22 protein-coding genes and 1 riboswitch are annotated in these 26,063 nt (G+C 67.8%); of the genes, 8 read left to right on the top strand and 14 right to left on the bottom strand.

The annotated features are described in order from the left end of the window. Positions 1-2 precede the first annotated feature (2 nt). Genes ACLQ3I_RS07060 through ACLQ3I_RS07050 form a run of 3 tightly spaced genes read right to left on the bottom strand, consistent with a single transcriptional unit; the run spans position 3 to position 4,379 of the window. The gene (locus ACLQ3I_RS07060) at positions 3-2,618 is read right to left on the bottom strand and encodes a LuxR C-terminal-related transcriptional regulator (RefSeq protein ID WP_425792206.1); all 2,616 of its coding nucleotides are present in this window, start codon (positions 2,616-2,618) and stop codon (positions 3-5) included. A gap of 49 nt (positions 2,619-2,667) precedes the next feature. Next, complete coding sequence (locus tag ACLQ3I_RS07055) at positions 2,668-3,420, bottom strand: ABC transporter permease (RefSeq protein WP_425792205.1); 753 nt, start codon at positions 3,418-3,420, stop codon at positions 2,668-2,670. Then, a complete protein-coding gene (locus ACLQ3I_RS07050; RefSeq protein ID WP_425792204.1) occupies positions 3,417-4,379 on the bottom strand; it encodes an ABC transporter ATP-binding protein in 963 nt (320 codons plus the stop codon). The genes ACLQ3I_RS07055 and ACLQ3I_RS07050 overlap by 4 nt, the downstream gene beginning before the upstream one ends. A 69-nt stretch (positions 4,380-4,448) precedes the next feature. On the opposite strand from ACLQ3I_RS07050, the gene ACLQ3I_RS07045 reads away from it, so the two are divergent. Then, entirely contained in the window at positions 4,449-4,739 is a 291-nt protein-coding gene (locus tag ACLQ3I_RS07045; protein WP_425800877.1) for a DUF1330 domain-containing protein, read from the top strand. A 196-nt stretch (positions 4,740-4,935) separates the two neighbouring features. Here ACLQ3I_RS07045 and ACLQ3I_RS07040 read toward each other — a convergent pair whose 3' ends face one another. From ACLQ3I_RS07040 to thiO, 3 genes are all read right to left on the bottom strand, one after another. Then, entirely contained in the window at positions 4,936-5,718 is a 783-nt protein-coding gene (locus ACLQ3I_RS07040) for a thiazole synthase (protein ID WP_425800875.1), read from the bottom strand. Further along, on the bottom strand, positions 5,711-5,908 hold the full coding sequence (gene thiS, locus ACLQ3I_RS07035; protein WP_425792201.1) for a sulfur carrier protein ThiS: 198 nt from the start codon (positions 5,906-5,908) through the stop codon (positions 5,711-5,713). The genes ACLQ3I_RS07040 and thiS overlap by 8 nt, the downstream gene beginning before the upstream one ends. Then, positions 5,905-7,044, bottom strand: a complete 1,140-nt coding sequence (gene thiO / locus ACLQ3I_RS07030; protein ID WP_425800873.1) for a glycine oxidase ThiO — start codon at positions 7,042-7,044, stop codon at positions 5,905-5,907. The genes thiS and thiO overlap by 4 nt, the downstream gene beginning before the upstream one ends. Beyond that, positions 7,029-7,143: riboswitch (TPP riboswitch) on the bottom strand. It overlaps the preceding gene by 16 nt. A 19-nt stretch (positions 7,144-7,162) precedes the next feature. Between thiO and thiE the strand changes: the two genes are divergently transcribed. Next, positions 7,163-7,843, top strand: a complete 681-nt coding sequence (gene thiE, locus ACLQ3I_RS07025) for a thiamine phosphate synthase (protein WP_425800871.1) — start codon at positions 7,163-7,165, stop codon at positions 7,841-7,843. Here thiE and ACLQ3I_RS07020 read toward each other — a convergent pair. Further along, a complete protein-coding gene (locus ACLQ3I_RS07020; RefSeq protein WP_425800869.1) occupies positions 7,833-8,075 on the bottom strand; it encodes a hypothetical protein in 243 nt (80 codons plus the stop codon). The genes thiE and ACLQ3I_RS07020 overlap by 11 nt on opposite strands. Before the next feature lie 369 nt (positions 8,076-8,444). Between ACLQ3I_RS07020 and ACLQ3I_RS07015 the strand changes: the two genes are divergently transcribed. Next, a complete protein-coding gene (locus ACLQ3I_RS07015) occupies positions 8,445-8,852 on the top strand; it encodes a hypothetical protein (RefSeq protein WP_425792197.1) in 408 nt (135 codons plus the stop codon). On the opposite strand, the gene ACLQ3I_RS07010 is transcribed toward ACLQ3I_RS07015, so the two are convergent. Further along, positions 8,827-9,309 (bottom strand): NUDIX hydrolase, encoded by a 483-nt coding sequence (locus ACLQ3I_RS07010; RefSeq protein WP_164310488.1) that lies wholly within the window; start codon positions 9,307-9,309, stop codon positions 8,827-8,829. The two genes, ACLQ3I_RS07015 and ACLQ3I_RS07010, sit on opposite strands and share 26 nt — an antisense overlap. Before the next feature lie 347 nt (positions 9,310-9,656). Here ACLQ3I_RS07010 and ACLQ3I_RS07005 point away from each other — a divergent pair, with 347 nt between their 5' ends. The 3 genes from ACLQ3I_RS07005 to ACLQ3I_RS06995 all read left to right on the top strand — a co-directional run bounded on the left by ACLQ3I_RS07005 (position 9,657) and on the right by ACLQ3I_RS06995 (position 14,678). Next, complete coding sequence (locus ACLQ3I_RS07005; protein ID WP_425800867.1) at positions 9,657-11,102, top strand: hypothetical protein; 1,446 nt, start codon at positions 9,657-9,659, stop codon at positions 11,100-11,102. Between the two features lie 71 nt (positions 11,103-11,173). Then, positions 11,174-12,130, top strand: coding sequence for a glutamate ABC transporter substrate-binding protein (locus tag ACLQ3I_RS07000; RefSeq protein ID WP_425792805.1), 957 nt, complete (start codon positions 11,174-11,176; stop codon positions 12,128-12,130). A gap of 19 nt (positions 12,131-12,149) precedes the next feature. After that, positions 12,150-14,678: a tetratricopeptide repeat protein gene (locus ACLQ3I_RS06995; protein ID WP_425800865.1), complete on the top strand. Its 2,529-nt coding sequence runs from the start codon at positions 12,150-12,152 to the stop codon at positions 14,676-14,678. Positions 14,679-14,698: 20 nt separating this feature from the next. On the opposite strand, the gene ACLQ3I_RS06990 is transcribed toward ACLQ3I_RS06995, so the two are convergent. The 6 genes from ACLQ3I_RS06990 to fgd form a co-directional block, all read right to left on the bottom strand. Further along, complete coding sequence (locus ACLQ3I_RS06990; RefSeq protein WP_425800863.1) at positions 14,699-15,910, bottom strand: acetate kinase; 1,212 nt, start codon at positions 15,908-15,910, stop codon at positions 14,699-14,701. After that, the gene (gene pta, locus ACLQ3I_RS06985) at positions 15,907-18,009 is read right to left on the bottom strand and encodes a phosphate acetyltransferase (RefSeq protein WP_425800861.1); all 2,103 of its coding nucleotides are present in this window, start codon (positions 18,007-18,009) and stop codon (positions 15,907-15,909) included. Before pta ends, ACLQ3I_RS06990 begins: the two co-directional genes overlap by 4 nt. A gap of 28 nt (positions 18,010-18,037) precedes the next feature. Further along, entirely contained in the window at positions 18,038-19,705 is a 1,668-nt protein-coding gene (locus tag ACLQ3I_RS06980; protein WP_425800859.1) for an FAD-binding oxidoreductase, read from the bottom strand. A gap of 88 nt (positions 19,706-19,793) precedes the next feature. Then, entirely contained in the window at positions 19,794-20,357 is a 564-nt protein-coding gene (locus ACLQ3I_RS06975; protein WP_425800857.1) for a TetR/AcrR family transcriptional regulator, read from the bottom strand. Between the two features lie 51 nt (positions 20,358-20,408). Beyond that, a complete protein-coding gene (locus tag ACLQ3I_RS06970) occupies positions 20,409-21,053 on the bottom strand; it encodes a hypothetical protein (RefSeq protein WP_425800855.1) in 645 nt (214 codons plus the stop codon). Between the two features lie 171 nt (positions 21,054-21,224). Further along, on the bottom strand, positions 21,225-22,238 hold the full coding sequence (gene fgd, locus ACLQ3I_RS06965) for a glucose-6-phosphate dehydrogenase (coenzyme-F420) (protein WP_425792189.1): 1,014 nt from the start codon (positions 22,236-22,238) through the stop codon (positions 21,225-21,227). 298 nt (positions 22,239-22,536) lie between these two features. Here fgd and ACLQ3I_RS06960 point away from each other — a divergent pair, with 298 nt between their 5' ends. Both ACLQ3I_RS06960 and ACLQ3I_RS06955 read left to right on the top strand, forming a co-directional pair. Continuing rightward, positions 22,537-24,093, top strand: coding sequence for a DUF222 domain-containing protein (locus ACLQ3I_RS06960; protein WP_425800853.1), 1,557 nt, complete (start codon positions 22,537-22,539; stop codon positions 24,091-24,093). A 60-nt stretch (positions 24,094-24,153) separates the two neighbouring features. Beyond that, positions 24,154-26,061, top strand: a complete 1,908-nt coding sequence (locus tag ACLQ3I_RS06955) for an ABC transporter ATP-binding protein (protein ID WP_425800851.1) — start codon at positions 24,154-24,156, stop codon at positions 26,059-26,061. Positions 26,062-26,063: the final 2 nt, after the last annotated feature.

Genomic DNA, 26,063 nt, shown 5'->3' with positions numbered 1-26,063 from the left:
GCTCAGGCAGTACCCGCATTCGCCTTGAGCAGCAGGGTGGCGATCTCGGAACGGTCGGCGACGTCGAGTTTCGTGCAGGCCCGATAGATGTGGCCCTCGACCGTCCGCACTGACACCGTCAGGCGTCCGGCGATCTCCTTGTTGGACAGTCCCGCGGCCACCAGATTGGCGATCTCGCGCTCACGGGTGGTCAACGGAAGCGGCTGCGCCGCCTCGACCAGCGCCGGCGTCCGCAGACCGCCACATTCCGCGGCGAGGCGATTGGCGACCGCCGCCGCGGCGACGGTCGCCGCCCGGTGGCCCGCAGCCTCGTGCAGGACACTCGCCTGGGCGGCCGCGTCGGCCGCCGACAGCCGGACTCCGAGCTGTTCGAGTTCGGTTGCGCAGAGATCGAGTTCGACGGCGTCGCCGGCTGCCAGTGCCTCTGCGTGTCGCGCGTAGAGCTCCGCGAGCGGCCCGTCGATCCGGCCGGCCAGCTCCCGCAGGCGTTGCGCACCCGAGGAATCGCCGAAACGGGCCGCCGAGTGGAGCGCTTCGGCCTCGATCGCGTATTGCCCGGACTCCCGCGCTTCGCCGGCCGCCTCGCCCGCCGTCTTCGCCGCCACCGACACCGTGCCCGCGGCCGCCTCCTGCCACGACTTCGCGATCGCGAGCATCGGTCCGAACACCGCGATGTGCCTGCCGAATCGGTCCTGCGCCTTACGCAATGCGCGTTCGGCCCGCTCGGTACGCCCGGCCGCGCTGAGCGCCTGGACCAGATAGAACTGCGCCGGATAGTTCCAGGATTCGGCGGCCCGGCCGCTGTCGAGCGTCGCCAGGGTCTGGTCCATACGCCGGATCACCGCCGAGCTGTCGCCGCGCGCCAGTTCGACCACCGACACCAGGATGCCCGCCATCCCCCAGCCCAGATATTGGCCGACATTCGAGAACGCGACGTACCGCTGCGCCCGGACGTCCGCCTCGTCGAGCCGGCCCGTGAGCGTCAGAGCCAGGATCTCACCCAAACCGGTTGGGAACCTGAGCAATCCGTCGGTTGTGGTCTCCGCGATACGCGCCCGGGCGGCGAGTTCGGCGACCTCGTCGCCGCGACCCGACAGCGCTCGCGACAGGCCCCCGCCGAAGACCGCCCACTCCACCGCCCACGGAGATGGGTTCGGCGAACCGAGGACTTCGTCGGACAATGCGATCGCATCGTCGACTCGATTTCCGAACGCCGCACGCGCAGCGGCGTATCCCTTGACCACCAGCGACAGGTTGGGGTCGGTCACCTTCTCGCGCAACATGTCCAGCACCGGATCGGCACGCTCGGCATCACCGAGCGCCCAGAAGAGATTGCCGAATCGCATTCCGCCCCAGAGCACCAGCTCCAACTCGCTGAGCTCCTCGGGGCGAAACACGGCCAGCACGTTTTCCGCTTCTTCCGCGTATCCCTGCCACATCAGCGCCCGTGCCAACGGTTCGGCCGCCCCGACGCCTCCCTTCCCCTCGGCGGCAGCGGCGCGTGCGAACCGCTCACCGAGCGGGGCGTTGGCGAATCCGAGGGCGTCGCGCGCGGCCGCGCTCATCAGGTCCGCATCGACGCCGACGTCACTCTCCAAGGCGAGGTCGGCGAGACGGATGCGTTCCGTGGGCGTCTCCGCACCCCTCGCGCGGAGGGCCTTGACCAGACGCCCACGCAATCGTCGTGACGATGCCAGCCCGAGCCGGTGCCGAATGACCTCGCCGAACAATGGATGGTTGTAGCGAACCTGCAGGCTGCGGCCATCACGGGAGATGCGGACCAGGCCGGCGATCTCAGCCTCCTCGACCGCCTCTTCGCCTGCCAGCTCGGAGAGGATCTCGATGTCGAGCGGTTCGCAGAGGGCGAGGTACTTCAGCACATTCAGCACCGCGTCATCGAGCTGTTCGATGCGGCTCTCCAACAGCGACGCCAGTTCCGAGGTGATCGCGGCCCGTCCCCGCAGCTGCCACACACCGTTCACCTGACGAAGTGTGTCGGCCTGTCGCGCGCCTTCCACGAGATGCCGGAGGAACAGCGCGTTACCACCCGACGCCTCCCACATCAGGTCGGCCGAGAGTCCCTCCAGTTGTCCGCCCAACACCGACTCGATGAGCTCCACGCTCTGCTGTTTGGTGAACGGCGACAACGTGATCCGTGTGAGGTGATTGTCTTTCCACAGCGAGGTCACCGCATCCGGCACCGACTCGCCACTGCGGACCGTCGCGACGATGTGCACCGCGCGATCGATGGCCAGCTGATGCAGCAGCGTCGCGGACAACTCGTCGAGGAGGTGGGCGTCGTCCACGCCGATCACGACGTTCCCGTCGGCGAGCAGCGATTCGCGCGCCGCAGCCAGATAGGTCACCGGATCGCTGGTCGTGGCCGGTCCCACCAGGTGTGCGAACACCCCGAGCGGGATGCTCCTGGCCGACTCGGTACCCGCGACCCACCGCACGCCGCCGTCGAGCGCAGCCGTGACGTGACGCGCCAGGGTCGTCTTGCCGACCCCCGAATCGCCGGTGAGCACGACACCGCACGCAGCCGTCTCACCGCGCAGCGCGGATTCGATGATGCGGAACTCTTTCTCGCGCTCGACCAGAGGCCAGTTCGAGGACATGTGGGGATTTTAGTCTCATTGCCCGGTCGACAACACCGCGATTCGACCCCTATGCGTCACGGCGCTCGGTCATCACGATCCCGATCACGAAGATGATGACCGCGAAGACGGCGAAGTAGATCAGCGATCCGTAGACGTTCCAGTGGTATTGGGTGTCACCGGCTCCCTCGTTCAGGAAGCGGGAACCGTTGGCGAACGGCAGGAACGGCGCGATGTGCTCGCCCACCTTGGGGAGGATGGACAGGATCGACTCGAGGGCAAGATTCCAGATCAGCACGATCACGATCGCGCCGGCCGTGTGCCGGACGATGGCGCCCACACCGAGTCCGATCAGCACATAGAGCGCGGCGATCACGGGGGTGCCCCAGATCTGGCGCACCACGCCGGGGTCGCCGAGCTCGATGCCGCTCGACGAACCGGCGAGACCGCGCACCAAGAAGATGCCCACCACCGCGAGCACCAGCGTGACCGCCACGGCGAGCGCACCGAACACACCGGCCTTGGCGAGCAGGACGGTGGATCGTTTCGGGATCGCCTGGAAGGTGGTCCGGATGGTGCCGAAACGGTATTCACTGGTCACCGCGAGCACGGCCATGATCATCAGCACCAGCACGCCGAAGGCGTTCAGTCCGATCAGCGCGGTCCATGCGGACTCGCCCGGCGACGGTCCAAGCGGCGCCGTCGAGGTCGCCCCGGTGAGCGCGGCGACGGCGATCGCGAGCACGACGACCACGGCGATGCACCAGTACGGCGACCGCGTGGACGTCAGCTTGATGCGTTCGGCGTTCATGGCGGCGATCATCGCGGACCTCCCTGGATTCGAGGGTCGTTGCCGGGCTGGGCGGGAGGGCCGCCGCCCTGGTACTGGACCGCGCCCGCGGTCATCGACATGAAGACCTCTTCCAGGGATGCACTCGTACCGGTCAGTTCGTGCAACGCGATCCCGGCCTGCCCCGCGAGATCTCCCACCTGATCGGTGGTGACTTCGGCGACGGACAGCGCCGGGCGGCCGTCGGATGCGGTGAGGGGCACGACGTTCAGACCTGCCTCGGCGAGCACCCGGTGCAGGTCTGGTAGTCGAGGGCTGCGGACCCGCACGCTGCTCGAGGCCCGGCTGGTGAATTCACCGACCGAGCAGTCGGCGATCAGCCGTCCCTGGCCGATCACCACGAGATGGTCGGCGGTCAGCGACATCTCGGTGAGCAGGTGGCTCGACACCAGGACGGTGCGGCCCTGCCCGGCCAGATGCCGCATGAAGTTGCGAATCCAGACGATGCCCTCCGGATCCAATCCGTTGACCGGCTCGTCGAACAGCAGCGTGTGCGGGTCGCCGAGCAGGGCACCGGCGAGACCGAGCCGTTGCTTCATGCCGAGCGAGAATCCGCCAGAGCGTTTGGTGGCCACCGACGTGAGACCGACCATCTCGATCACCTCGTCGACCCGGCGCGCTGGGATGCTGCTGGAGGCCGCCATCCACCGCAGATGCGACCTGGCGCTGCGATTGGGATGCACCCACCCGGCGTCGAGCAGCGCGCCGACCTGCCGCAGCGGATGGTCGAGCTCGCGATACGGGCGACCATTGATGGTCGCGGTCCCCGACGTCGGTCGATCCAATCCGAGCATCATGCGCATCGTCGTGGATTTTCCTGCCCCGTTCGGGCCCAGGAACCCGGTCACCACCCCGGGCCGGACGTGGAAGGACAGATCGTCGACGGCACGCGTCCGCCCGAAGTCCTTGGTCAGCTTCTCGACTGTCAGCACACCTCGACCATAGACATCTCGGCACGCACCGGGCGTACTCCACACCGCGGGCCGTCATAGGGTGTGTCCATGCCGACCATGTTCACGGTGCTGCTCTGGCCGGTCACCGGCCAGGAGTCGGAATTGCATGCCTACGAGGACGATGTCCTGCGTTTGGTCGATGAGCACCGGGGTCGCGTGCTCACCCGCGTACGCAACGTCGACGACGATGCCGGCCATCCGCTGGAAACCCAGATCATCGAGTTCGCCGACGAGGCGGCCTTCGGCTCCTACATGCAGGATTCACGCCGGCAGGCAATGGCCCGGCGTCGCGACAGGTGCGTCGCGCGGACGCAGATGTGGCGGGTCGAATCCGCCTGACACCCCGTCCATCGGGTGCAGTTTCTCGCCGATCGGGCACAGTTTCTCGCCGACCGTGCACAGTTTCTCGCCGATCGTGCGCAGCTTCTCGCCGACCGTGCGCCGCATGGTGGTCAGTCGCACGCTCGACACGATTCTGTGCACGATGGACGCAGATCTGTGCACGCTCGGCGAGAAATCGGGCCCGGTCGACGGGCTACGCACGCGCCGGCGACGACGCCTGCGCCCAGAACCGCTTGGGCATCCGGCCCGCGCCGGCGGCGTACCGTCCGGCGATCACGGCATGTCGCATCGCGGTCGCCATCCGCTCCGGGTCGTCGGCGCGGGTGACCGCGGACGCGAGGAGCACCGCGTCACAACCGAGCTCCATCGCCAGTGCGGCGTCGCTGGCGGTGCCGATGCCTGCGTCGAGTACCACCGGGACCTGCGCCGCCTCGACGATCATCTCGATGTTGTGTGGATTCGCGATCCCCAGGCCGGTTCCGATCGGCGAGCCCAGCGGCATGACGGCGGCCACCCCGAGGTCCTGCAGCCGCGCGGCGAGGACCGGGTCGTCGTTGGTGTAGGCCAGCACGGCAAACCCGTCGTCGACGAGAGCTCTTGCCGCATCGATTAATTCGACCGCATCGGGCAGCAGAGTGCGCTCGTCGGCGACCACTTCGAGCTTCACCCAATGCGTTTCGACGGCCTCACGCGCGAGTTGCGCGGTCAGCACCGCCTCGGCAGTGGTGTGGCAGCCGGCCGTGTTGGGCAGGATCGCGATGTCCAGACGGCGGAGCAGCTCGACCATCCCGGTCCGGGACTCGGGACTCACCCGCCGCAGCGCCACGGTGGTCAACTCGGTCCCCGACGCCACCAATGCGCGTTCCAGCACAGCGAGATTGGTGGCACCGCCGGTGCCCATGACCAAGCGCGATGTCAACTCACGGTCGGCGATCCGCAACGGGGTGTCGGCCACGGCCGCGATCCGGCTATCCACCCTGCACCGCCGTCACGATCTCCACGCTCGCGTCGTCGTGCAGGGTCCGGTCCCAGCGGCCACGAGGAACCACCTCACCGTCGATCGCGACTGCGATCCCGCGCTCGGGGAGCCCCAGTTTCGCGACCAGATCCCCGACCGATGCGTCGGGCGCGAGATCGGTCGCCTCGCCGTTGACGACAATCGTCATGATGGCTCAGCTCCTTTCGTGGTGCTGCTGAGTCCGCCTGCAGCGACCCAGCGATCCGTCAGCAGTTCGAGAACCTTGTCGGCGGTGTAGGGCGCCAACAGGATTCCGTTGCGCCCGTGCCCGGTCGCCACGACGACCCGGTCGTCGACGCGCCGGATGATCGGCAGTCCGTCGGCGGTGCACGGCCGCAGGCCCGCGGCCGCCTCGGCGAGTTCATAGGTCCGCAATCCCGGCATCAAGTCGACGGCGTCGGCGAGCAGATCGGTCACGCCACCCACCTCGGGCTTCGCCTCGCTCTCGTCCGGCGGCTCGTATTGGGTTGCGCCGACGACGATCCCGTCGTCGCGGGGGACCAGATAGACCTGCCGTCCATGCATCCGGGCGCGGATCACCCGGGAGGGCTGGGCCACCGACCATCGCGTTCCGCGCAGCCGCAGGATCTCACCCTTTGCCGCGTGGAGTGCCACGTCGGGGACCAGCGAGCGTGTGCCCAGGCCGGCGGCGACCAGGATCTGGTCGGCGTCGACATCGGCGAGATCGGCCACCCGCTCGTCGACGAACTGCGCTCCCGCATCGATGAGGGCGTCGCGAAGGCGGCCCAGCAGCCTGCGGTTGTCCACCGCACCCTCCCCCACCGCCAGGTATCCGCTGTGCAGACGTGAGCTCAGTCCCGGTTCGCGTCGACGGATCTCGGCGAGATCGACCCGCCGGAGATCATCGTGCGCCCGCGGCGCGCGGGACCAGACGAACTCGGCGAGGTTCGACAGATACTCGGCATCTGCCGACGACGCCGCGACAAACAATGACTCGGTGGCGGCCATCACCGTCGGATCGCGTAAACGGGCCACCAGATCCGGCCAGCGTCGCACCGACGCCGACGACAGCGCCAGGAGATCGTCCTCGCCGGGGTGACCCTCGCCGAGGGAACCCAGCATGCCGGCGGCCACCCAGGCCGCGCGATCGGCGGTGCCCGCGTCGTGGACCCTGACCCGGTGGCCGGCGTCGACCGCGCCGAGCGCACACGTCAGTCCGATGACACCGCCGCCGACGACGGCAAGTGTCGGTGCAGATCGGTCGATGCTCGGTGCAGATCGGTCGATGCTCGGTGCCGATCGGTCGATGCTCAAGGGGGACATCCTTCCTTCGCCGGCATTACCCGGATCAGGTCAAACGGTCAGCGGAGGTTCGGCCCGCACTCTCAGCCCGTCGTACCCCGGGCTCCCGTGTCGTGACGCCTAGCCTACCGTTGCCTCCGTGACACCGACTCGAGGCCCGAGATCCGCCCGCCTGTCATCGGCCCGGGTGTATCTGTGCACCGACGCCCGGCGCGAACGTGGCGATCTGATCGAGTTCGTCTCCGCAGCGCTCGCCGGTGGTGTCGACATCGTCCAGTTGCGCGACAAGGGATCGCCCGGTGAGGCGCGGTTCGGCACGCTCGAGGCCCGCGAGGAACTCGAGATCCTCGCCCGGCTCCGCGACCTGACGCGCCGGCACGACGCGCTGCTCGCGGTCAACGACCGTGCCGATCTGGCCGTCCTCGCCGAGGCCGACGTGCTGCACGTGGGTCAGGGCGACCTGCCCGCCGGCCGCGCCCGGCAGATCACCGGCCCCGACGTCGCCATCGGGCTGTCCACCCACGACGAGGTACAGATGCGGGCCGCGGCCGTCGACGACGCGGTCGACTATTTCTGCGTCGGGCCGTGCTGGCCGACTCCGACCAAACCGGGCCGGGCCGCACCCGGACTCGATCTCGTACACGCTACGGCGTCCGTCGATCCGCCCAAGCCGTGGTTCGCGATCGGTGGCATCGACGCCGTTCGACTGTCCGAGGTCCGGGCCGCCGGTGCCGGTCGCGTCGTCGTCGTCCGGGCGATCACCGCCGCCGACGACGCGCAGGACGCCGCGCACGAGCTGCGGACCGCGCTCACTCGCTGACGAACGACACCGCCTCGTCCAGGTCTGCCCGGGTGGTCCGGAAGGTGTTGACCGGGGCGTCGGTGTCCACGTGGGCGAGAAGCGCCTCCCGCAGTCGTGCGGTGCCGTCACCCTGGGTGATCACCGTGTGCCACGGCTGGGTGTCGCACCAGGAAGGGGTACACGTCCACCGTTCGTCCATGAGCTGTTCGAGCACGGCCATGCCCGCCTCGCGATCGACAGTCTGGGTCATCGCCGACATCCCTCCGTCACGACCTGACCCTCGTTCGGTTCCCGACCCGACGCTGGCGGAGTGGACCGAAAGCCGGTTGCCGCGCCCCGGCGGGCGGGTCTATCGTGGTCGGCATCATGTTGTGCATGAAGAGCATTCTCGTAACCCGCCGCAGCGGGGTCTGATCGACCGACCCCCCGCTGCGGGGTCGTTGCGCTCTCTGCTCGTCGGTCACCTTTCCTTCGACCGAAACGTAGACACGAGATGCACAGCCTTCATCTTTCTCAGCAACCCTGTCCGTGTGACGCACCCGACCCCTTCGCACCCGACCCCTTCATTCGCCGATTCGGATGCGCCCTGCCCCGAGGCATGCGTGAGGAGGCAGCCGACATGACGTGGCAAGGATTCACCGACGAATACGCACCCACCGGCGCCATCCGGCTCGGCTCGTTCAGCATCGAGACCGGACGAGAGGACATGGTCACCTGCCGCGCAACCATCGCTTTTGCCGACCGGATCATGACGCTGCACGCCAGCGCGGCCGGACCGATCGGTGCGATGACGTCCATGCTCCATGACATCGGAGCGCCGATACAGATCCTCAGCCTCCACCAGCGCGAGGTCGGCGGCACGGTGACGACATTCCTGCTCTGCGAGGCCGACGACCGGCAGTGCTGGGCCTACGGCGACGGCGCCACCGGCGACGAGGCCAACGTCAACGCCCTGATCGCCGGGGCCAACCGGCTGCGGGACCCGATCATCTCTGGGGATATCAGCTCTGGGGGTCGAGAGCGCTGATGCGCTCTCGCAGTCCCGGCCACGCGTTGCCGAACGCCGGGTGCAGAGGCAGTTCCGCCACGTCGTTCTCGGGAACCCAGCGCAGTTCCGCGGACTCGAAATTGGCCACGGTGCGCACCGGCTCGTCGATATCCGCGATGACCGTGGTGTACGTCCAGCCGCTCGGCGCCTGATGGGTGACGAGCGCCGCGACCACGTGCAGGTCGTCACCGCCGACACCGGCCTCCTCATGCGCCTCACGGACCGCCGTGTCGATCGCGCTCTCGTGCGAATCGCGCGCGCCGCCGGGAAGCCCCCACGTCCCGCCCTGATGTGACCACACCGCGCGATGCTGCAACAGGATCGCCGTGGAACCGTCGGGCAGTGGTGCCCGCAACAGCAATCCGGCTGCCCCGTGACGCCCCCAGTAGCGCGAACCGTCCGGATCGATCACCCATCCGTCGCCGTCTCCGCGCACCCTGCCTCCTGCCGTCGGTTTCCCGTCCGGTGACCCAGACCCTCTCCACGGTATGTGAGTTGCGCGACACAGGCCAGGGAAAGTCATCGCGGATCTGCATCCCACCGACCCGGGGACACGGCCGCTCAAGTCGAGCCGGTCAGGGCGACGAGGACTAGGCTTGAGACCGGTGAGGAACACCGATCCCGACCGGGAGGGAATCGTCGCCGATACCGGAAAACCGGTACCTGAAACGTGTGCGCTGCCCGGTGCGACACACAAGGTGGAGACCGTGAGCCCAACGCCGGCATGCCCGGCACTACCGGAAAGCGACGCCGGAAACATGGAGAATTCGGAAGGACCGTGAGGTGACCGGCGACGTCTCGCACATGCGGACCGCGCTCACCCGCGCGGGCCGGACCATCCGGCCCACTTCTTCCGCCCCACCGATCCGGCAGGTACTCGCAGACCGACGGGATCTGGTCGCCGCCGCGCGTCAGCGCGCGCAGTCGCCGTTGACCACCCTGCGTCACTATGCGGTCACCAGCCCGGGCAAGCTCGTCCTGATCCTGGTGATCCTGGCCCTCGCCTGTCTGACCGCCGGCTTGTACGCATCCAACACCCTGGAGAAGCGCACCCAGACGCTGCAGGAGATGATCGACCGGACCGAGCCGCTCGCGGAGGCCTCGCAGGTCCTCTACAGCTCGCTGTCGATCGCCGACGCCGCGGCGAACTCGGCGTTCATCTCGGGCGGACTGGAATCCCCGGAACTCCGCACGCGCTACTCCGACGCGCTGGCCACGGCGTCGTCGTCGCTGATCACGGCGGCCGGCACCACCCACGACCTCGCCGAATCCGAGAACGCCACCGCACAGCGGGAGTCGAACGCCGATCTGCGGACCCTGGCCATCAACATCCCGGCATACAGCGGACTCATCGAGACCGCGCGCACCAACAACCGGCTCGGCAACCCGGTGGGCTCCTCATACCTGGGTCAGGCCTCGACGATGATGCAGGACAAGATCCTGCCCGCCGCCCAACGACTCTACGAACGTCGCTCCCGATCGATCGCCGATCCGCAGAGCACCCTCACCGTCCCGCCGTGGGGCGTGTACGCCGCGCTCATCGTGCTCATCGTCGGGCTCGTCGCGACCAGCCGATACCTCCGAAGACGTACCCGTCGCCGCTTCAACATCGGCGTGCTCGCCGCCCTCATCGCGGTGATCGTGGGCACGGTCTGGCTGCTGGCGTCGGGTCTCATGTCGGTCGCGGCGACCAACAACGCGCGCATCGACGGCGCCGATCCCCTCCGCGACCTCACGTCGGCGCGCATCATGACCCAGCAGGCCAGGTCCGCGGAGACGCTGTCGCTGGTGCGACGCGGCGATCAGGACGATCTGGACCGGACATTCACGGACGCGACCACGAATATCGGCCGCACCCTCGACCAATTGGGCAAGGATCGCGACGACTCGAGCGCGGTGTCGGCGGGACAGCTCTACAACGCCAACTACGTCCTGGCCCGCTGGAAGGAACTCGACGCGCAGGTCCGGTCGCAGATGAGCTCGGGCAATTTCGCGCGTGCCCGCACGATGACCGTGGGTGATGGCCCCAATTCGACAGCGAAGGCCTACGGCGATCTGGATCGGGCGCTGGTCGACACCATCACCACCACCCGCCTTTCCTTCCGCGACGACATCAACACCGCGCAGCGGGTACTCGGATACACGGGTACCGGCATCCTGCTGCTGACCCTGTTCGCCGGGGTGGCCGTGATCATCGGCCTCATCCCGCGTATCCGGGAGTACCGATGAGGTACCCGGGCACACGCGCGAGGCGACCCGACGACGGGATGGGCAGGTCCCGCGTGGGATGGGTGCGCGCGATGGTCGTCCTGCTGTTCGTCTGCGTCGCCGCCACGGGCTGCGTGCGGTTCCCGGCCCCTCCGTCGCCGCCACCGGTCGCGTTCGGTGTGCAGCCCACCCCGCCGGGCGCGGAGACCGATGCCGCCCGTGAGCCGGCACCGACCTCCGAGACCTGCGACGCGACGGCCAGCCTGCGGCCCGGTCCGATGCCGGTGCCCGCGCAGATGCCTCAGCACACCACCATGGCCGACATCCTCGGTCGCGGACGCCTGATCGTCGGACTCGACATCGGGAGCAACCTGTTCAGTTTCCGCGATCCCCTCACCGGCGACATCCAAGGCTTCGATGTCGACATCGCCCGCGCGATAGCCCAGGCGATCTTCGACGACCCGAACACGATCGAGTACCGCGTGCTGAGCTCCGCAGAACGCACCCAGGCCCTCGTCGACCACAGCGTCGACGTCGTGGTGAAGACCATGAGCATCACCTGCGACCGCGTTCAGGACGTCGCGTTCTCGAGTCCGTACTACATTGCCTCCCAGCGCATCCTCTCCACCCGGACCTCCGGTATCAACGGCCCGGCAGATCTGGCGGGCAAACGGGTCTGCTCCGCGCGCGGGGCCACCTCGATCGGCCGCATCCAGGCAATTCAGCCACGTGCCAGAATGGTCACCACCACCACCTGGGCGGACTGCCTGGTGATGATGCAGCAGGGCCAGGTGGACGCGGCCACCACCGACGACGCGATCCTCGCCGGTCTCGCCGAACAGGACCCGTGGGTGCAGCTGGTCGGCCCGAGCCTCGGCGAGGAGTACTACGGCGTCGGCATCCCCAAGGGCCAGGACGACATGGTGCGCTTTGTCAACGGTGTGTTGAACGAACTGCGCATCAGCGGCCGTTGGCAACAGATGTACGATCACTGGCTGTCCATCCTGGGTCCGGGCAACGGACCGCCACAACCCGTGTACCGCGACTGACCCGACGAGTGACTGCGAGATGAGCGAGCACCAGAAGCGCACCGACACAGCAACTCCCGCCGACGAGGCGGGAGAGGTCGACCTGGGCACGCAAGCGGTCAGCCGCGACGAGTTGATCGACGAGGACTTCGACGAACTCGACGTCGGGACCCAGGCCGCCGACCTCGCCGACCTCGACGTCAGAACCCAGGCTGCGGCGCCGGACTCGGGCAACACCCCGACCGACCGGGTCTCCGGGCGGTCGAGACCGACCATCCCCAACGAGGGAATCGCGGCGTTCGGTTCGTCCCGGCGGCTCATCCCCCGTAATCGGTCGATGGTGCACGACCGCCGGCTCGGCAGCGGTCTCGTCGAACTGCCCAAGATCACCGACATCGAGCCCGAGGATGCGGTGCTGGCCAATCCGGTCATCGCCGAACGCAAACGAACCTGCTGGCGGTGCGGAAAGCCGGTAGGGCGCAGCGCCGGCCGGGGAAAGGGCGATCTCACCGGAGAGTGCCCGCATTGCGGTTCACGCTATTCCTTCGTGCCCGGGCTGGCCCGCGGAACCCTGGTCGCCGACCAGTACGAGATCACCGGCGCGATCGCCCACGGTGGACTCGGCTGGATCTACCTCGCCATCGACCGCAACGTCTCGGACCGGCCGGTGGTCCTCAAGGGCCTGCTGAACTCGTCGGATTCCGAGGCGCAGGCGGTGGCCGTCGCCGAGCGGCAGTTCCTGGCATCGGTCAACCACCCCGGCATCGTCAAGATCTACAACTTCGTCGAGCACGTGAACGAGTACGGGGATCGCTTCGGCTACATCGTGATGGAGTACATCGGCGGTCAGACGCTGAAGCAGATGACGACCGACGAGGGCAGTTCCACGACAAGCGGCCCGACCAGCAGGGGAAGCGGCGACAGCACCCCCACCGGTTCACGCGGGAAAGTCGACACCCACCTGCTTCCAGTCGAGACAGCCATGGCCTACATGCTGGAAGTGCTTCCCGCCGTGGGATATCTGCACTCGGTCGGGCTGGTCTACAACGACGTCAAACCGGAGAACATCATGGTCGGGAGCGACGAGGTCAAGCTCATCGACCTCGGTGCCGTCTCCCCGATCAACGATTACGGCCACCTGTACGGGACGCCAGGGTTCCAGGCACCCGAGATCGTCAAGACCGGACCGCAGATCGCGACCGACATCTACAGCATCGGCCGCACCCTCGCCGCCCTCACGGTGGACCTGCCCAAGGCGGACGGCCGCCACCTCGACGGCCTACCGTCACCGGACGAGAACTCGGTACTGGCTGACAACCCGTCGTATTACCTTCTGCTGCAACGGGCCACCGCCTCCGATCCGGCCGAGCGCTTCGCCTCGACGGACGAGATGACCACGCAGGTCCTCAACGTCCTCCGCGAAATCGTCGCGGCGCACACCGGTGTCCCACGCCCGTCGCTCTCGACGGTGTTCACGCCGCAGCGATCCACGTTCGGCACCGACCTGATGCTGGCACCCGTCGACGGTTTCTTCGATCCGGATCAGGCCGCGTTCTACGACCCCGTCGACATCGCCCGAGCCCTGCCCCTGCCCCTGGTCAATCCGCTCGATCCCGCTGCCGCACTGCTGACCTCGGCAGCGCTGTCCGATCCGCGGCAGACTCTCGACTCGATCCATGCGGCACGCGCCGACGGCTTCGCCTCGCTGCTCGGCAGGCCGACCGACAATCCGCATCCGTCGCTGGAGATCGACCTCGCCGAGGCGCGCGCGCATCTCGAGCTCGACGACGTCGACACCGCACTGGAACTGCTCAGTGATGTCTCCGCACACCACGGGGATTCATGGCGCATACAGTGGTACATGGCCATCTGCGCGCTGATGAACGACGAGCCCGAGCTGGCCTATGAGCGGTTCAGCGATGTCCTGCAGGCGATGCCGGGCGAGGTGGCACCCAAGCTCGCGGTCGCGGGGACGGCCGAGCTCATCGGCCGGTGGTTCTCCGACGAGAACTCGTCGTCGGACGAGCAGGGCAGGCGCATCACCGAATTGTTCGACATCGCCGCGCACCACTACCACGATCTGTGGCTCACCGATCACGCGATCGTCACCGCCGCATTCGGTCTCGCGCGTCTGACGGTCGCCGCCGGCAAGGTGGACGAGGCGATCGAGCCCCTGGACGAGGTGCCACCGACGAGCCGGCATTTCAACACCGCCCGCGCGACGGCGGTCCTGGCGCTGGTCCACGGCAGACCGATGAGCACCATCACCCGCGAACACATCGTCGAGGCGGCGCGACGGGTGGGGGTGATGCCCGAGAGCGAACCCCGTAAGCAGCGCCTGTTGCTCATCGTCCTCGGCACGGCACTCGGCTGGGTCCACGAGAACCCGGACATGGACCCGGACCTCCAGCCGACCGTGCTGCTCGGGTACCCGTTCACCGAACCCGGTTTACGGGCAGGTACCGAGCGCTGTCTGCGCGGGTTGGCCCGGCAGACGCGCATCAACCGGGACCACCGGTTCATGCTGATCGATCTGGCCAACTACGTACGGCCCGACACACTGTTCTGACCGTCCGAGGCATCGTCGCCCTAGAGCTCGGCGACGATCTCCGCCGACTGCCGCGCGATCGCCAGCTCCTCGTTGGTGGGGACGACGAGCACATCGACCTCGCCGGCATCGGCCGAGATACGCCGGGCCTGCTTGGTACGCACGGCGTTTCGCTCATCGTCGATGACGATTCCGTAGTTCTCCAGATTCGCGAGCGCATCGGCACGAACCATCGCCGCATTCTCCCCGACCCCGGCCGTGAACGTGATCGCGTCCACCCTCCCGAGCTCGATCATGTACGCGCCGAGGTAGCGTCGGAGCCGGTGAATGTAGACGTCGTAGGCCTTACGCGCCCCGGCATCACCGGCCGTCATCTTCTCGGTGATGGCGCGGAAATCGTTCTCGCCGCAGAGCCCCTTGAGTCCCGACTGCTTGTTCAGCAGCGTGTCGATCTGGTCCACACCGAGTTTCGCCACCCGGTTCAGATGCATCACGATGCCGGGATCGATGTCACCACTGCGAGTGCCCATCACGAGCCCCTCCAACGGGGTCATACCCATCGACGTGTCGACCGGCCGGCCACCTGCGATGGCCGAAGCCGAGGCGCCGTTGCCGAGGTGCAGCACGATCTGGTTGACCTCGTCGACCGGACGGCCGAGGAACTCCGCGACCTGACCGGAGACGTACTCGTGGCTCGTGCCGTGAAAACCGTAGCGGCGGATGGCGTGCATGCTCGCGACGCCGCGATCGATCGCGTAGGTGGCCGCCGCGTCGGGCAGTGAGTGGAAGAACGCGGTGTCGAACACGGCCACCGACGGAACCTCGGGGAGCAACGCCCGCACCGCCTCGATACCGATCAGGTTCGCCGGATTGTGCAGCGGCGCAAGGGTAGAGATCCGACCGATCTCGGAGATCACCTCGGTGGTGATCAGGGTCGGCTGATGGAAGATCCGTCCGCCGTGGACGACGCGATGACCGACTGCTCGCAGGCCGACGGTGGCGAGATCCGTTCCGCGATCGGCGAAGAACTGCATCGCCGACTCGACCGCCGCCCGATGGTCGGGCAGCGCCCGCACCTCGGTCACCGAGTCGCCGCCCTGTTCGTGGGTGATCGACGAATCGTGCTCGCCGATCCGCTCCGCGATGCCGTCCGCCAGCACCTCTTCGGTATCCGGATGGAGCAATTGGTATTTGAGCGACGACGAACCGGCGTTCAGGACCAGCACCGCGCCTTCGGCGGACTGCGGACTCATCGTGCCTCCCCAGGCGTCGGGGCCTGCTGCGCCTGGATGGCGGTGATCGCGACCGTGTTCACGATGTCGGAGACCAGGGCACCCCGCGACAGATCGTTGATCGGTTTGTTGAGGCCCTGCAGGACCGGCCCGATCGCTATCGCGTTCGCGCTGCGCTGCACGGCCTTATAGGTGTTGTTGCCGGTGTTGAGATCGGGAAAGATCAGCACCGTCGCCTTTCCGGCCACCGCCGAATCGGGCATCTTGGTGGCGGCGACAGTCGGCTCGACGGCCGCATCGTATTGAATGGGCCCTTCCACCAAGATCTCCGGCGACCGTTCGCGTATCAGATCGGTGGCGATTCGCACCTTGTCGACGTCGGCGCCGGAACCGGACTGCCCCGTCGAATAGGACAGCATCGCGACCCGGGCGTCGATGCCGAACTGCTCGGCGGTCTGCGCGGACGAGATCGCGATGTCGGCCAACTGTTCGGCGGTGGGATCGGGGACCACGGCACAGTCGCCGTAGGCCAGCACGCGGTCGGCGAGACACATGAAGAACACGCTCGACACCGTCGAGACCCCGGGGCTGGTCTTGATGATCTCGAAGGACGGGCGGATGGTGTGCGCGGTGGTGTGCACCGCACCCGAGACCATCCCGTCGGCGAGTCCGGTGTGCACCATCATCGTGCCGAAATACGAGACGTCGCGCATGGTCTCGACGGCGCGCTCGAGGTCCATCCCCTTGTGCTTGCGCAGCTCGGTGTAGAGCGCGGCGAACTCGTCGAGCCGATCGGAGGTCGCCGGGTCGATCACGTCCACCTCGTCGATGTCGAGTGCGAGTTCCTGTGCGCGCGTGCGCACCACGTCCTCGTCGCCCAACAGGGTGAGCCGCGCGACCCCGCGCCTCAGCAGTCGGCTCGCCGCGCGCAGGATGCGGTCCTCCTCGCCCTCGGGCAGCACGATGTGCTTACGCTCCGAGCGGGCCTGCGCCACCAGGCGGTACTCGAACATCTGCGGGGTCACCACGGACGGGGCACGGACGTCGAGGACCTTCATCACCGCCTCCGGGGAGAGGTGTTCCTCCATCAGCGCGAGCGCGGCCTCGATCTTGCGTGCCGACCCGACGGCGATCCGACCGCGGGTGTGGGCGGCGGTCCGAGCCGTCTCGTAGGTGCCCTGCTCACACGAGATGATCGGCAGGGTCGGCTTCAGTCCGCTCACCAGTGCCTGGATCATCGGATGCGGGCGCAGTCCGCCGTTGAGGATGATCCCGGAGAGTCGGGGAAAGCCCTGCGCGGTATTGGCATTGACCAACGCGAGCAGCACGTCGGAGCGATCTGCCGGGGTGATGACCACCGTCCCGTCGGTCAGACGCTCCAAGATGTGCTCGACCGTCATGCCGCCGACCATCACCTTGAGCGCTTCCCTGTCGAGGAGTTCCTCGTCGCCGCTGTACACCTCGGCGCCGAGCGCATCCTTCAACTCGGCCATGGTCGGCGCGAACAGGACCGGCGCCTCCGGTAGACACCAGGTCGGCGTGCCCGTCTTCTCCACCTCCTTGCCGATCACCACCATCAGCTCTGGTTCACACCTGTTGACGACGATGGCGGCGGTGGTGGCGTGCACGGCCGATATCTCGGTGACGAGCAGATCTGCGAGCCCGTGGAGTTCGGTGGCGCTCCGACCGGTTGCCTTGATGGCCAGGATGATCGGCGCGGACAGATTGGCCGCGATGCGCGCGTTGTAACTCAGTTCGGAGGGGTTGCCGACGTCGGTGTAGTCCGACCCGATCACCAGGACCGTGTCACAGCGGGCCTCGACGGCGTGGAAGCGCGCGACGATCTCACCGATGGCGCCCTCCGGATCCGCGTGGACCTGTTCGTAGGTGACGCCGATGCAGTCCTCGTACGGCAGATCTACCGAGGCATGGTCGATCAGGAGGTCGAGGATGTAATCGCGTTCGCCGGCGGCAGCGCGCGAGATGGGGCGGAACACCCCGACGCGCCCGCCGGTCGCCGACAGCAGGGCCAGCAGGCCGAGCGCGATCGTGGACTTGCCCGTGTCGCCCTCTGCGGACGCGATGTAGATGCTGTTCGACGTGCCGGTGTCTGCACCCATGTACGCCAGCCTATCGGCAGCCGGTGATTCAGAGCAGGATGCCGGGATTGCAGACACCCGCCGGATCGAGCGTCTCCTTGACCGCACGCAGCGACTCGAGCGCGAGCTCCCCGATCTCGGCGTGGTAGGCATCACGATGATCGCGACCGACCGCGTGGTGGTGGGTGATGCTCGCGCCGGTCGCCCGGATCGCATCGTTGGCGGCGACCTTCGCGGCCGACCACTGGGCGATCGGGTCCTCGGCCTGCGGGCAGACCACCGTGAAGTAGAGCGATGCCCCGGCCGGATAGACATGGCTGATGTGGCACATCACCAACGGCGGTGTACCCGCGCCGGTGAGCGTGTCGGTGAGTGCCGCGGTGACGGCGGCCTTGAGGTCGGCCAGACGCGACCAGTATGTGACGGTCTCGAGGGTCTCCACCAGGACGCCGGCGTCGAGGAGCGGATCGCGCAGGTAGGGCGCCCGGAAACGGCCGGTGCGCCACGCCTCCCCGGGGCCGGTGCCCAGGCCGACGCCGCCGGTGCTCTCGAGAACCCGCGCCGCCGTCGCGCGCCGGCTCTCCGTCTCCTCTCGATGCCCCTCGTATCCGACCACCACGAGGCAGCCACCCTGCGCCGTCGCACCGGCACCGGCATCAGCGGCCGCATCTGCGGCGCCGGCGCCATCCGGGTCGGCGAGGTTGATCGCGGTCTCCGTCTCGTCTGACAGCCGCAGCACGGTGGGCATCGGCCCGTCCTGTGCGAGCGCACGCAGGGCGGCGGCGCCCGATTCGAAGTCGTCGAACCGCCACCCCTCGAACACCCGGTGCGCGGGGGCCGGACGGACGCGCACGGTGACCTCCGTGATGATGCCGAACGCGCCCTCGGAGCCGAGGACGAGTTGGCGCAGATCCGGCCCGGCCGCCGATTTCGGGGCCGTGCCGACCTCGATGGTCCCGCGCGGTGTGGCCAGGGTCAGTCCCTCGACGATCTCGTCGAATCGGCCGTATCCGGCCGAGGATTGACCGGCCGACCGGGTCGCGGCGTAGCCGCCGATGCCGGCACCGGCGTATGACTGTGGAAAGTGACCGAGTGTGTATCCCTTGGCGCGCAACAACTCCTCCGCACGGACCCCGCGGAGACCCGCCTGCAGCGTCGCGGTGCGAGAGATCTCGTCGATCTCGACCAGTCCGTCGAGCCGGGTGAGGTCCACACTGATGACGCCCGCGAACCCGGCACGATCCGGTGCGAGACCACCGACGACCGATGTGCCGCCGGTGTACGGCACCACGGCGACGCGATGGACCGCGCAGATTTCGAGGAGGCGGAGTATGTCGTGGTGTGATCCCGGGGTGACGACGAGATCGGGTGCATCACCGGCGTCGCCCCCGCGCAGCGCCAGGATGTCGGGAGTCGAGTAGCCACGGGTGTGGTCGATACGTTGCCGGTGATCGGCCGTCACGTTCACCTCACCCAGTGCGTCGACGAGGGCCGACCGCGCGGCGCCCGGGATCGCCGGGTCGTCGAGCACCACGTCGTCGGGGTCCACACCCCGTCGCTCGTTTCCCCGCTGCTCGCTGCCGTCCGCGCCGACCAGCGCTGCCGCGGCCGCCGGCAGTTCGCCGGGCGTTTCGGGGTCGCCCCAGCGTGGCCTGCGTAGATGCACGACCGGCAGGGCGGTCTCATCGGTTTTCGGTGAATCGGCGTGGATCTTCATGACGGCCGGCCTCCTCGGGAGCGTTACACATTCACCCTAACTGTCACGGGCATGGCGGCAGGCACGGCCCGGCCGGGCGCCGCCCGACTCACCTGACGATGGCACGCACGACGATGGCACGCACGACGAGGTCGGCGATCTCCTCATCGGACAGAGCGCTGTCGGGGATGAGCATCAACGAGTAGATGGTCCGCACGAGGAACTCGGCCGCCCCCGCAGGGTGCGGGTACAGCTGATCGCCGATCTCCGGTTGCAGGTCGGGGAGGGTTTCCGCCACGATCTGGTGGATCAGGGTCGGCCCACCCGCGTCCTTCGTCGCCACCAGTGCGCGCACGATCTCCTCGGGCTCGTTGCGCAGGACATATTGCAGCGCTTCGTGTTCGCGGATGTAGGGCAGCACGTTGAGGATCTGCGACCGCACCTTGCCTGCGGCGTCGGGCTCGGCGTCGGCCCACTCACGCAACTTGATGCGGAGGGTGGCCACCTCACGCTCGACGATCGCCGCGATGAGGGCGTCCTTGCCGCCGAACATCCGGTAGGCGGTCGCCCTGGCCACGCCGGCCTGCCGGGCCACCGACGTCAGGCTCAGCGCCTTGGCACCGAAGCGCGACACCACTGCCACCCCGACATCCACCATCCGGTCACGATCCATGGATGTCAACGGTATCCGACGTACGACGCAGGTAGGCCGCGCGCGCTGCGATCAGCCGACCGGTGGAGTCGTGGTCGTCGTCGTGGCGGTCGTCGTGGCGGTGGGCGTGGTGGTGGGCGTGGTGGTGGGCGGCGTGTGCGTCGGTGGTTGGAGGGGACGCGCCCGGGTGACGGTCGGCGTCCGCTTCGACGTCGCCGTCGGCGTCACGGTCGATCGGGGACGCACCGACGGTCGGGTTCTGGTCGAAGTGGACCGCTTCGGCGTCGCGCGATCGGGCGAGGAGAAGGTCGCGGTGAAGACGGCGCGACGTGCGACCTCCTTACCTACGGGCACCGCGCTCTGACAATCCACAACGTAGGTCTGTCCGCCCGGCAGCGCCGATGTCGCGCTCAGCACACCTCGCTGTCCCGGCCCCAGGGTGGTGGTGGCCGTGGGTGGCTGCGGGCCCACGCGGCCCAGCGTGCAGATCACCGGCACCGGCCGAATCCCGTTGTTGCGCAACTCGACACGCACTGTGTGGTCGGAAACGCGGGCGCCGCAGTCGGGAGCGGGTCCGGAGCCCTGGAACTGTCCGCACGACGATCGGGTGACAGATGGAGCGGCCGATGTCGGCGACGGATCCGCGACGAGCATGGTGACGCCGCTACCCGCGGCGACGAGCCCGCCTGCAGCGATGAGCACGACAAGTTTTCGCATACGTTCGCTCCTCGACGACGTGGATCAACCCTAGCCCGTTCGGGCAGGTGTCGGCACCTCGTCGTCGGAGATCCGCGGGCGCGATCTGGATGCGCCGCCATCATCGGGTCGCGGGCAGCCAGGCGGCCGACCGCGTCGTGAGTCTGCTGCGGTCGGCCGTCTGACGCCGGATCAGACCGACAGCTTGCGCAGCCGGGGCGCGAGGTCCTTCTCGAAGTTCTCCAGGAATCGGCGCTGATCATGGCCGGGCGCGTGGAACACCAGGTGGTTCAGTCCACAGTCGGTGTAGAACTTCACCTTCTCCACGGCCTCGTCGGGATCGGACGCGACGATCCACCGTTTGGCCACCTGCTCGATGGGCAGTTCGTCGGCCAGCCGTTCCATCTCGGTCGACGAGTTCACGCTGTGCTTCTGCTCGGCGGTCAGCGACAGCGGCGCCCAGAACCGGGTGTTCTCCAGCGCCAGTTCGGGATCCGGATCGTAGGAGATCTTGATCTCGATCATCCGGTCGATGGCGTCGAAGTCGCGCTCGGCCTTCTCCGCACCTTCCTTGACCGCGGGGATCAGCTTCTCCTGATAGAGGTCGGCACCCTTGCCCGAGGTACAGATGAAGCCGTCTCCGGCGCGCCCGGCGTACCGTGCCACCACCGGACCACCCGCGGCGACATAGACCGGGATCGGCTTCTCTGGCACGTCGTACATGTAGGCGCCCTGCGTCTTGTAGTACTCACCGTCGAAGTTGATCTCCTCGCCGGTCCACAGCTCGCGCATGAGCTTGATCGACTCACGCAGCCGGGCGAAGCGCTCCTTGAACTCGGGCCATTCACCCTGGAAGCCGGTCGCGTACTCGTTGAGGGCCTCACCCGTGCCGACGCCCAGCATGATGCGTCCGGGGTACAGGCAGCCCATCGACGCGAAAGCCTGCGCAATCACCGCCGGGTTGTAGCGGAACGTCGGGGTCATCACCGACGTCCCGATCTGCACCCGCTTGGTCCGCTCCCCCACCGCGGCCATCCAGGCCAGCGAGAACGGTGCGTGCCCGCCGTTGTGTCGCCACGGCTGGAAATGGTCGCTGACCGCGACCGAGTCCATGCCGTGCTCCTCGGCGGCCACCGCGATCTCCACCAGCTCACGCGGATCGAACTGCTCCGCCGACGCCTTGAAACCGAGCTTGAGTTCTGCCACGTTTACCTCGCTCCTGACGGCCGCGGCTTGTCGAGCGCGCGGACTCCTCACCGATCGATCACTCTGTTCCAACGTACTCAGGGTGGTGGGGTCGTGCTGTCACCGGTCGGCGAAATCGGGCGATCAAATCTGTCGGTGGGGTGACATAGAGTTCTTTTCAACGGGATCGACGAGTTGATGTGAGTACCGGAGCAAGCTGCTGCAGGGCCCAGTAGGGTTCGGCGGCTTGGTCTTTCAGAGAATGTGAATGCCGAATGTCGGTCCCGACGGTATTCGTTCGTTCTCTGAGAGGTGTCTGGTGTCGGGTCCGGCGTGGCGGTTGTCGTCGTGGTGGGGTGAGGTCTCGCCGTGGCCGGATCTGCCTGCCTTTTTCACCGGTCGGGTCGACGTCGGGGAGATCGGCGAGGCTGACACCAATGATCTGATCGGCAGCCTGGTCTCAGCCCAGCGCGGGCGGTCGTTTTTGGCGTGGCGCGATTATCGGGTGGCCGCCGAGTTGCATGCGCGGTTGGTGGGTACCGAGTCGGATCCGCACGATCTCTTGCTGGTGGATGGGTTCGCCGATTGTGCGGCGCGGATCGCGATCAGCTTCGGTATCGGGCAGGGCAAGGCCGAACAGATGGTCCGTGAGGCGCTTGCGTTGCGGAATCGGTTGCCGCGGGTGGCCGAGCGGTTGCGTGACGGCCGGATCTCGGCGGAGCGGGTCACATCGATCATCGCGCGCACCGACCTGGTCAACGGTCATGACTGTGCCGCCGAAGTGGATGCCGACATCGCTGCCCGCCTCGATCTGCACGAGGGTGCGTGGTCGGCGGAGCGGTTGCGCGACATGGTGGACCGGATCGTCTACCGACACGATCCTGACGCCGTACGCGAACGCCGGCAGAAAGCCTTGGACGCGCGGGGCGTATCCACCAAGCCGTTGCCCGATGGGATGGCGAAGTTCTCGGCGACGATGTCGGCGGAGGACGCACGCCTGTCGGACGGGTCGGTGAAAGCGCTGGCCGCGTGCGCGTGTGAGCACGATCAGCGCACTACGCAGCAACGACGCTCGGATGCCACGTTCGCGCTGTTGACGGGCACTGCGTTCGAGTGTGAGTGCGGACGTGAGGACTGCACCGCGCAGATTCCGGAGCCGGGCACCGTGCCGCCGGACAGCAAAGTCATCATCCACGTGGTCGTCGACGAATCCACCCTGAACGGGGACGCCGACAACGCCGGATTCATCGCCGGACACGGGGTGATCTCTGACGAGCACGCCCGCGACCTCGCGGGCCGGCCCGACGCCGTGATCAAGCCGCTGGTGCCGAAAGGGACGCCGCAGAATCCGGACGGCTCGTTCACCCTGCCGGCACATCTGCCGTCGGATCCGTACCGGCCGACCGCCGCCTTGGACACGTTCGTGCGCGTGCGCGACGGCTCCAGCGTGGTTCCCGGATCGGAGGTTTCTGCGTTCGATGCCGACCTCGACCATGTTGAGGAGTTCGACCACAACGATCCGTCGCACGGTGGACAAACCCTGCCCGACAACCTCAATGCAAAACACCGTTTCGGGCATCTGCTCAAGACCTTCGGTGACTGGGTCGACGACCAATACCGCGACCGACACGGCGTGCTCACGACCGAGTTCATCACCCCCGAAGGACTCGTCCTCCCCGGCGATCCGGAGAACCTGGAAATCCTGTTCCCCGGACTACGACGCATCCGGTTCAAAATCCCGCCCGGCGACGACGGCCAACCCGCCGAGCCGGGCAACGAGGAGGCTCCTACCCGCGCGATGACCCGGGTGGCGGCCAAACATGCCCGCAGACGTCAGGAGCGCGAACGCAACCGGCGACGACGCGAGCGCGACTGATGCTGCAGATCAGACCTCCGATTGGACTTCAAGTGAACTTGAGGTTCTACCGTGGTCGTCATGAGCATGGAATCGGTGGGCTGGGACACGATGTACAAATCGATGAACGCGCCGGAGGCACGGAACCTACGGGGCGAGCGAGGCACCACGTTGCGGCGTATCGCGCAGTTCGCGAGGCCGCATCGGCGGCGGATCGGCGTGTTCCTCGGGCTGTCGGTGCTGACCGCACTGTTGACGGTCGTGACACCGCTGCTGGCCGGACGGGTGGTGAACCTCATCACCGGCGGCGGAAGCGGTGGTGCGATCGCCGGCCTGGCGTTGCTCATCGCGCTCATCGCCGTCGTCGAGGCGGCGGCGGGCATCGGGACGCGCTGGTTCTCCGCCAACATCGGCGAGGGACTGATCCTCGATCTGCGTCGCTCGGTGTTCGACCACGTGCAGAAGATGCCGGTCGCGTTCTTCACCCGCACCCGGACCGGCGCCCTGGTGAGCCGTCTCAACAACGACGTCATCGGGGCGCAGCGGGCGTTCAGCGACACGCTGTCCGGCGTGGTGTCCAATGCGGTGACCCTGGTCCTGACGGTGGGCGTGATGATCGCGATCAGCTGGCAGGTGACGCTGCTCGCCTTGGTGCTGCTACCGGTGTTCGTGATCCCGGCGCGCCGGATGGGCAAGCGGATGGCGTCCCTCTCCCGCGAAGCCGCCGAGTACAACGCGCGGATGTCGACGCAGATGACCGAACGGTTCTCGGCACCGGGCGCGACCCTGGTCAAGCTCTTCGGTCGCCCCGACATCGAGTCGACCGAGTTCGCCGATCGCGCAGATCGCGTGCGCGACATCGGGGTCCGCCGCGCGATGCTGCAGGCCTACTTCATGACGGCGCTCACGCTGGTCTCGGCCCTGGCACTGGCGCTCGTCTACGGGCTCGGCGGATGGCTCGCCGTCGGGGGCCATCTGTCCGCCGGCGCGGTGGTCTCGCTGGCCCTCCTGCTCACCCGGATGTACGCGCCGCTGACCGCGCTGGCCAATGCACGCGTCGAGATCATGAGTGCCCTGGTCAGCTTCGAGCGTGTCTTCGAGGTGCTCGACCTCGAACCGCTGATCGCCGACAAACCCGACGCCCGACCCGTCCCGCACGGCCCGGTCTCCGTGCACTTCGACGACGTGTCCTTCGCCTACCCGTCGGCCGACAAGGTGTCGCTGGCATCTCTGGAAGAGGTTGCGCAACTGGACAACCGGGGCGGATCGACGGTCCTGCACCACATCGACCTCGACGTCCCGGCCGGGACGATGACCGCGCTCGTCGGCAGTTCGGGCGCGGGCAAGTCGACCATCGCGAACCTGGCGACGCGACTCTACGACGTCGACGCAGGCGCCATCCACCTCAACGGCGTCGATCTCCGCGATCTCCAGAGCGCGTCGGTGCATCGGACCGTCGGCCTGGTGACCCAGGACGGACATCTGTTCCACGACACGGTCCGCGCCAACCTTGCGCTGGCCGATCCGACCGCATCCGAGGAGCGGATCTGGGACGCGCTCGGGCGAGCACGCCTCGACGACCTCATCGCGTCCCTGCCCGATGGCCTCGACACCGTCGTCGGGGAGCGGGGATACCGGCTCTCCGGCGGCGAACGCCAGCGTCTGACCATCGCGCGCCTCCTGTTGGCGCAGCCATCGGTGGTGATCCTCGACGAGGCGACCGCGCACCTCGACTCGACATCGGAAGCGGCTGTGCAGGAAGCACTCTCCGAGGCGCTGGCCGGAAGGACGTCCCTCGTCATCGCGCACCGGCTGTCGACCATCCGCGCGGCCGACGAGATCGCCGTCCTGGAGCACGGTCGGATCGTCGAGCGGGGCGACCACGCGACCCTGCTGGCCCGCAACGGGCGCTATGCCGAGCTCTACCGCACGCAGTTCGCCGTGGAGGAGCCCCGATTGAATGTCTGTGACGAGGAATTGACGGCCTGACA

The organism is Gordonia sp. DT101 (assembly GCF_049844895.1).
Lineage (GTDB): Bacteria > Actinomycetota > Actinomycetes > Mycobacteriales > Mycobacteriaceae > Gordonia.
The sequence above is the reverse complement of the archived record's forward strand: the minus strand, read 5'-3'. Positions and strand labels throughout refer to the sequence as shown.

Bases quoted from the DNA above. Each gene is read 5' to 3' on its own strand.
- ACLQ3I_RS07045 (WP_425800877.1), top strand. From the start codon at position 4,449: ATGCCGACCATGTTCACGGTGCTGCTCTGGCCGGTCACCGGCCAGGAG.
- ACLQ3I_RS06995 (WP_425800865.1), top strand. From the start codon at position 12,150: ATGAGCGAGCACCAGAAGCGCACCGACACAGCAACTCCCGCCGACGAG.
- thiO (WP_425800873.1), bottom strand. From the start codon at position 7,044: ATGTCCCCCTTGAGCATCGACCGATCGGCACCGAGCATCGACCGATCT.
- ACLQ3I_RS06975 (WP_425800857.1), bottom strand. From the start codon at position 20,357: ATGGATCGTGACCGGATGGTGGATGTCGGGGTGGCAGTGGTGTCGCGC.
- ACLQ3I_RS07020 (WP_425800869.1), bottom strand. From the start codon at position 8,075: ATGACCCAGACTGTCGATCGCGAGGCGGGCATGGCCGTGCTCGAACAG.
- ACLQ3I_RS07055 (WP_425792205.1), bottom strand. From the start codon at position 3,420: ATGATCGCCGCCATGAACGCCGAACGCATCAAGCTGACGTCCACGCGG.
- ACLQ3I_RS07060 (WP_425792206.1), bottom strand. From the start codon at position 2,618: ATGTCCTCGAACTGGCCTCTGGTCGAGCGCGAGAAAGAGTTCCGCATC.
- pta (WP_425800861.1), bottom strand. From the start codon at position 18,009: ATGGGTGCAGACACCGGCACGTCGAACAGCATCTACATCGCGTCCGCA.
- ACLQ3I_RS06970 (WP_425800855.1), bottom strand. From the start codon at position 21,053: ATGCGAAAACTTGTCGTGCTCATCGCTGCAGGCGGGCTCGTCGCCGCG.
- ACLQ3I_RS06955 (WP_425800851.1), top strand. From the start codon at position 24,154: ATGAGCATGGAATCGGTGGGCTGGGACACGATGTACAAATCGATGAAC.
- ACLQ3I_RS07000 (WP_425792805.1), top strand. From the start codon at position 11,174: ATGGTCGTCCTGCTGTTCGTCTGCGTCGCCGCCACGGGCTGCGTGCGG.
- ACLQ3I_RS07015 (WP_425792197.1), top strand. From the start codon at position 8,445: ATGACGTGGCAAGGATTCACCGACGAATACGCACCCACCGGCGCCATC.
- ACLQ3I_RS06980 (WP_425800859.1), bottom strand. From the start codon at position 19,705: ATGAAGATCCACGCCGATTCACCGAAAACCGATGAGACCGCCCTGCCG.
- ACLQ3I_RS06990 (WP_425800863.1), bottom strand. From the start codon at position 15,910: ATGAGTCCGCAGTCCGCCGAAGGCGCGGTGCTGGTCCTGAACGCCGGT.
- thiS (WP_425792201.1), bottom strand. From the start codon at position 5,908: ATGACGATTGTCGTCAACGGCGAGGCGACCGATCTCGCGCCCGACGCA.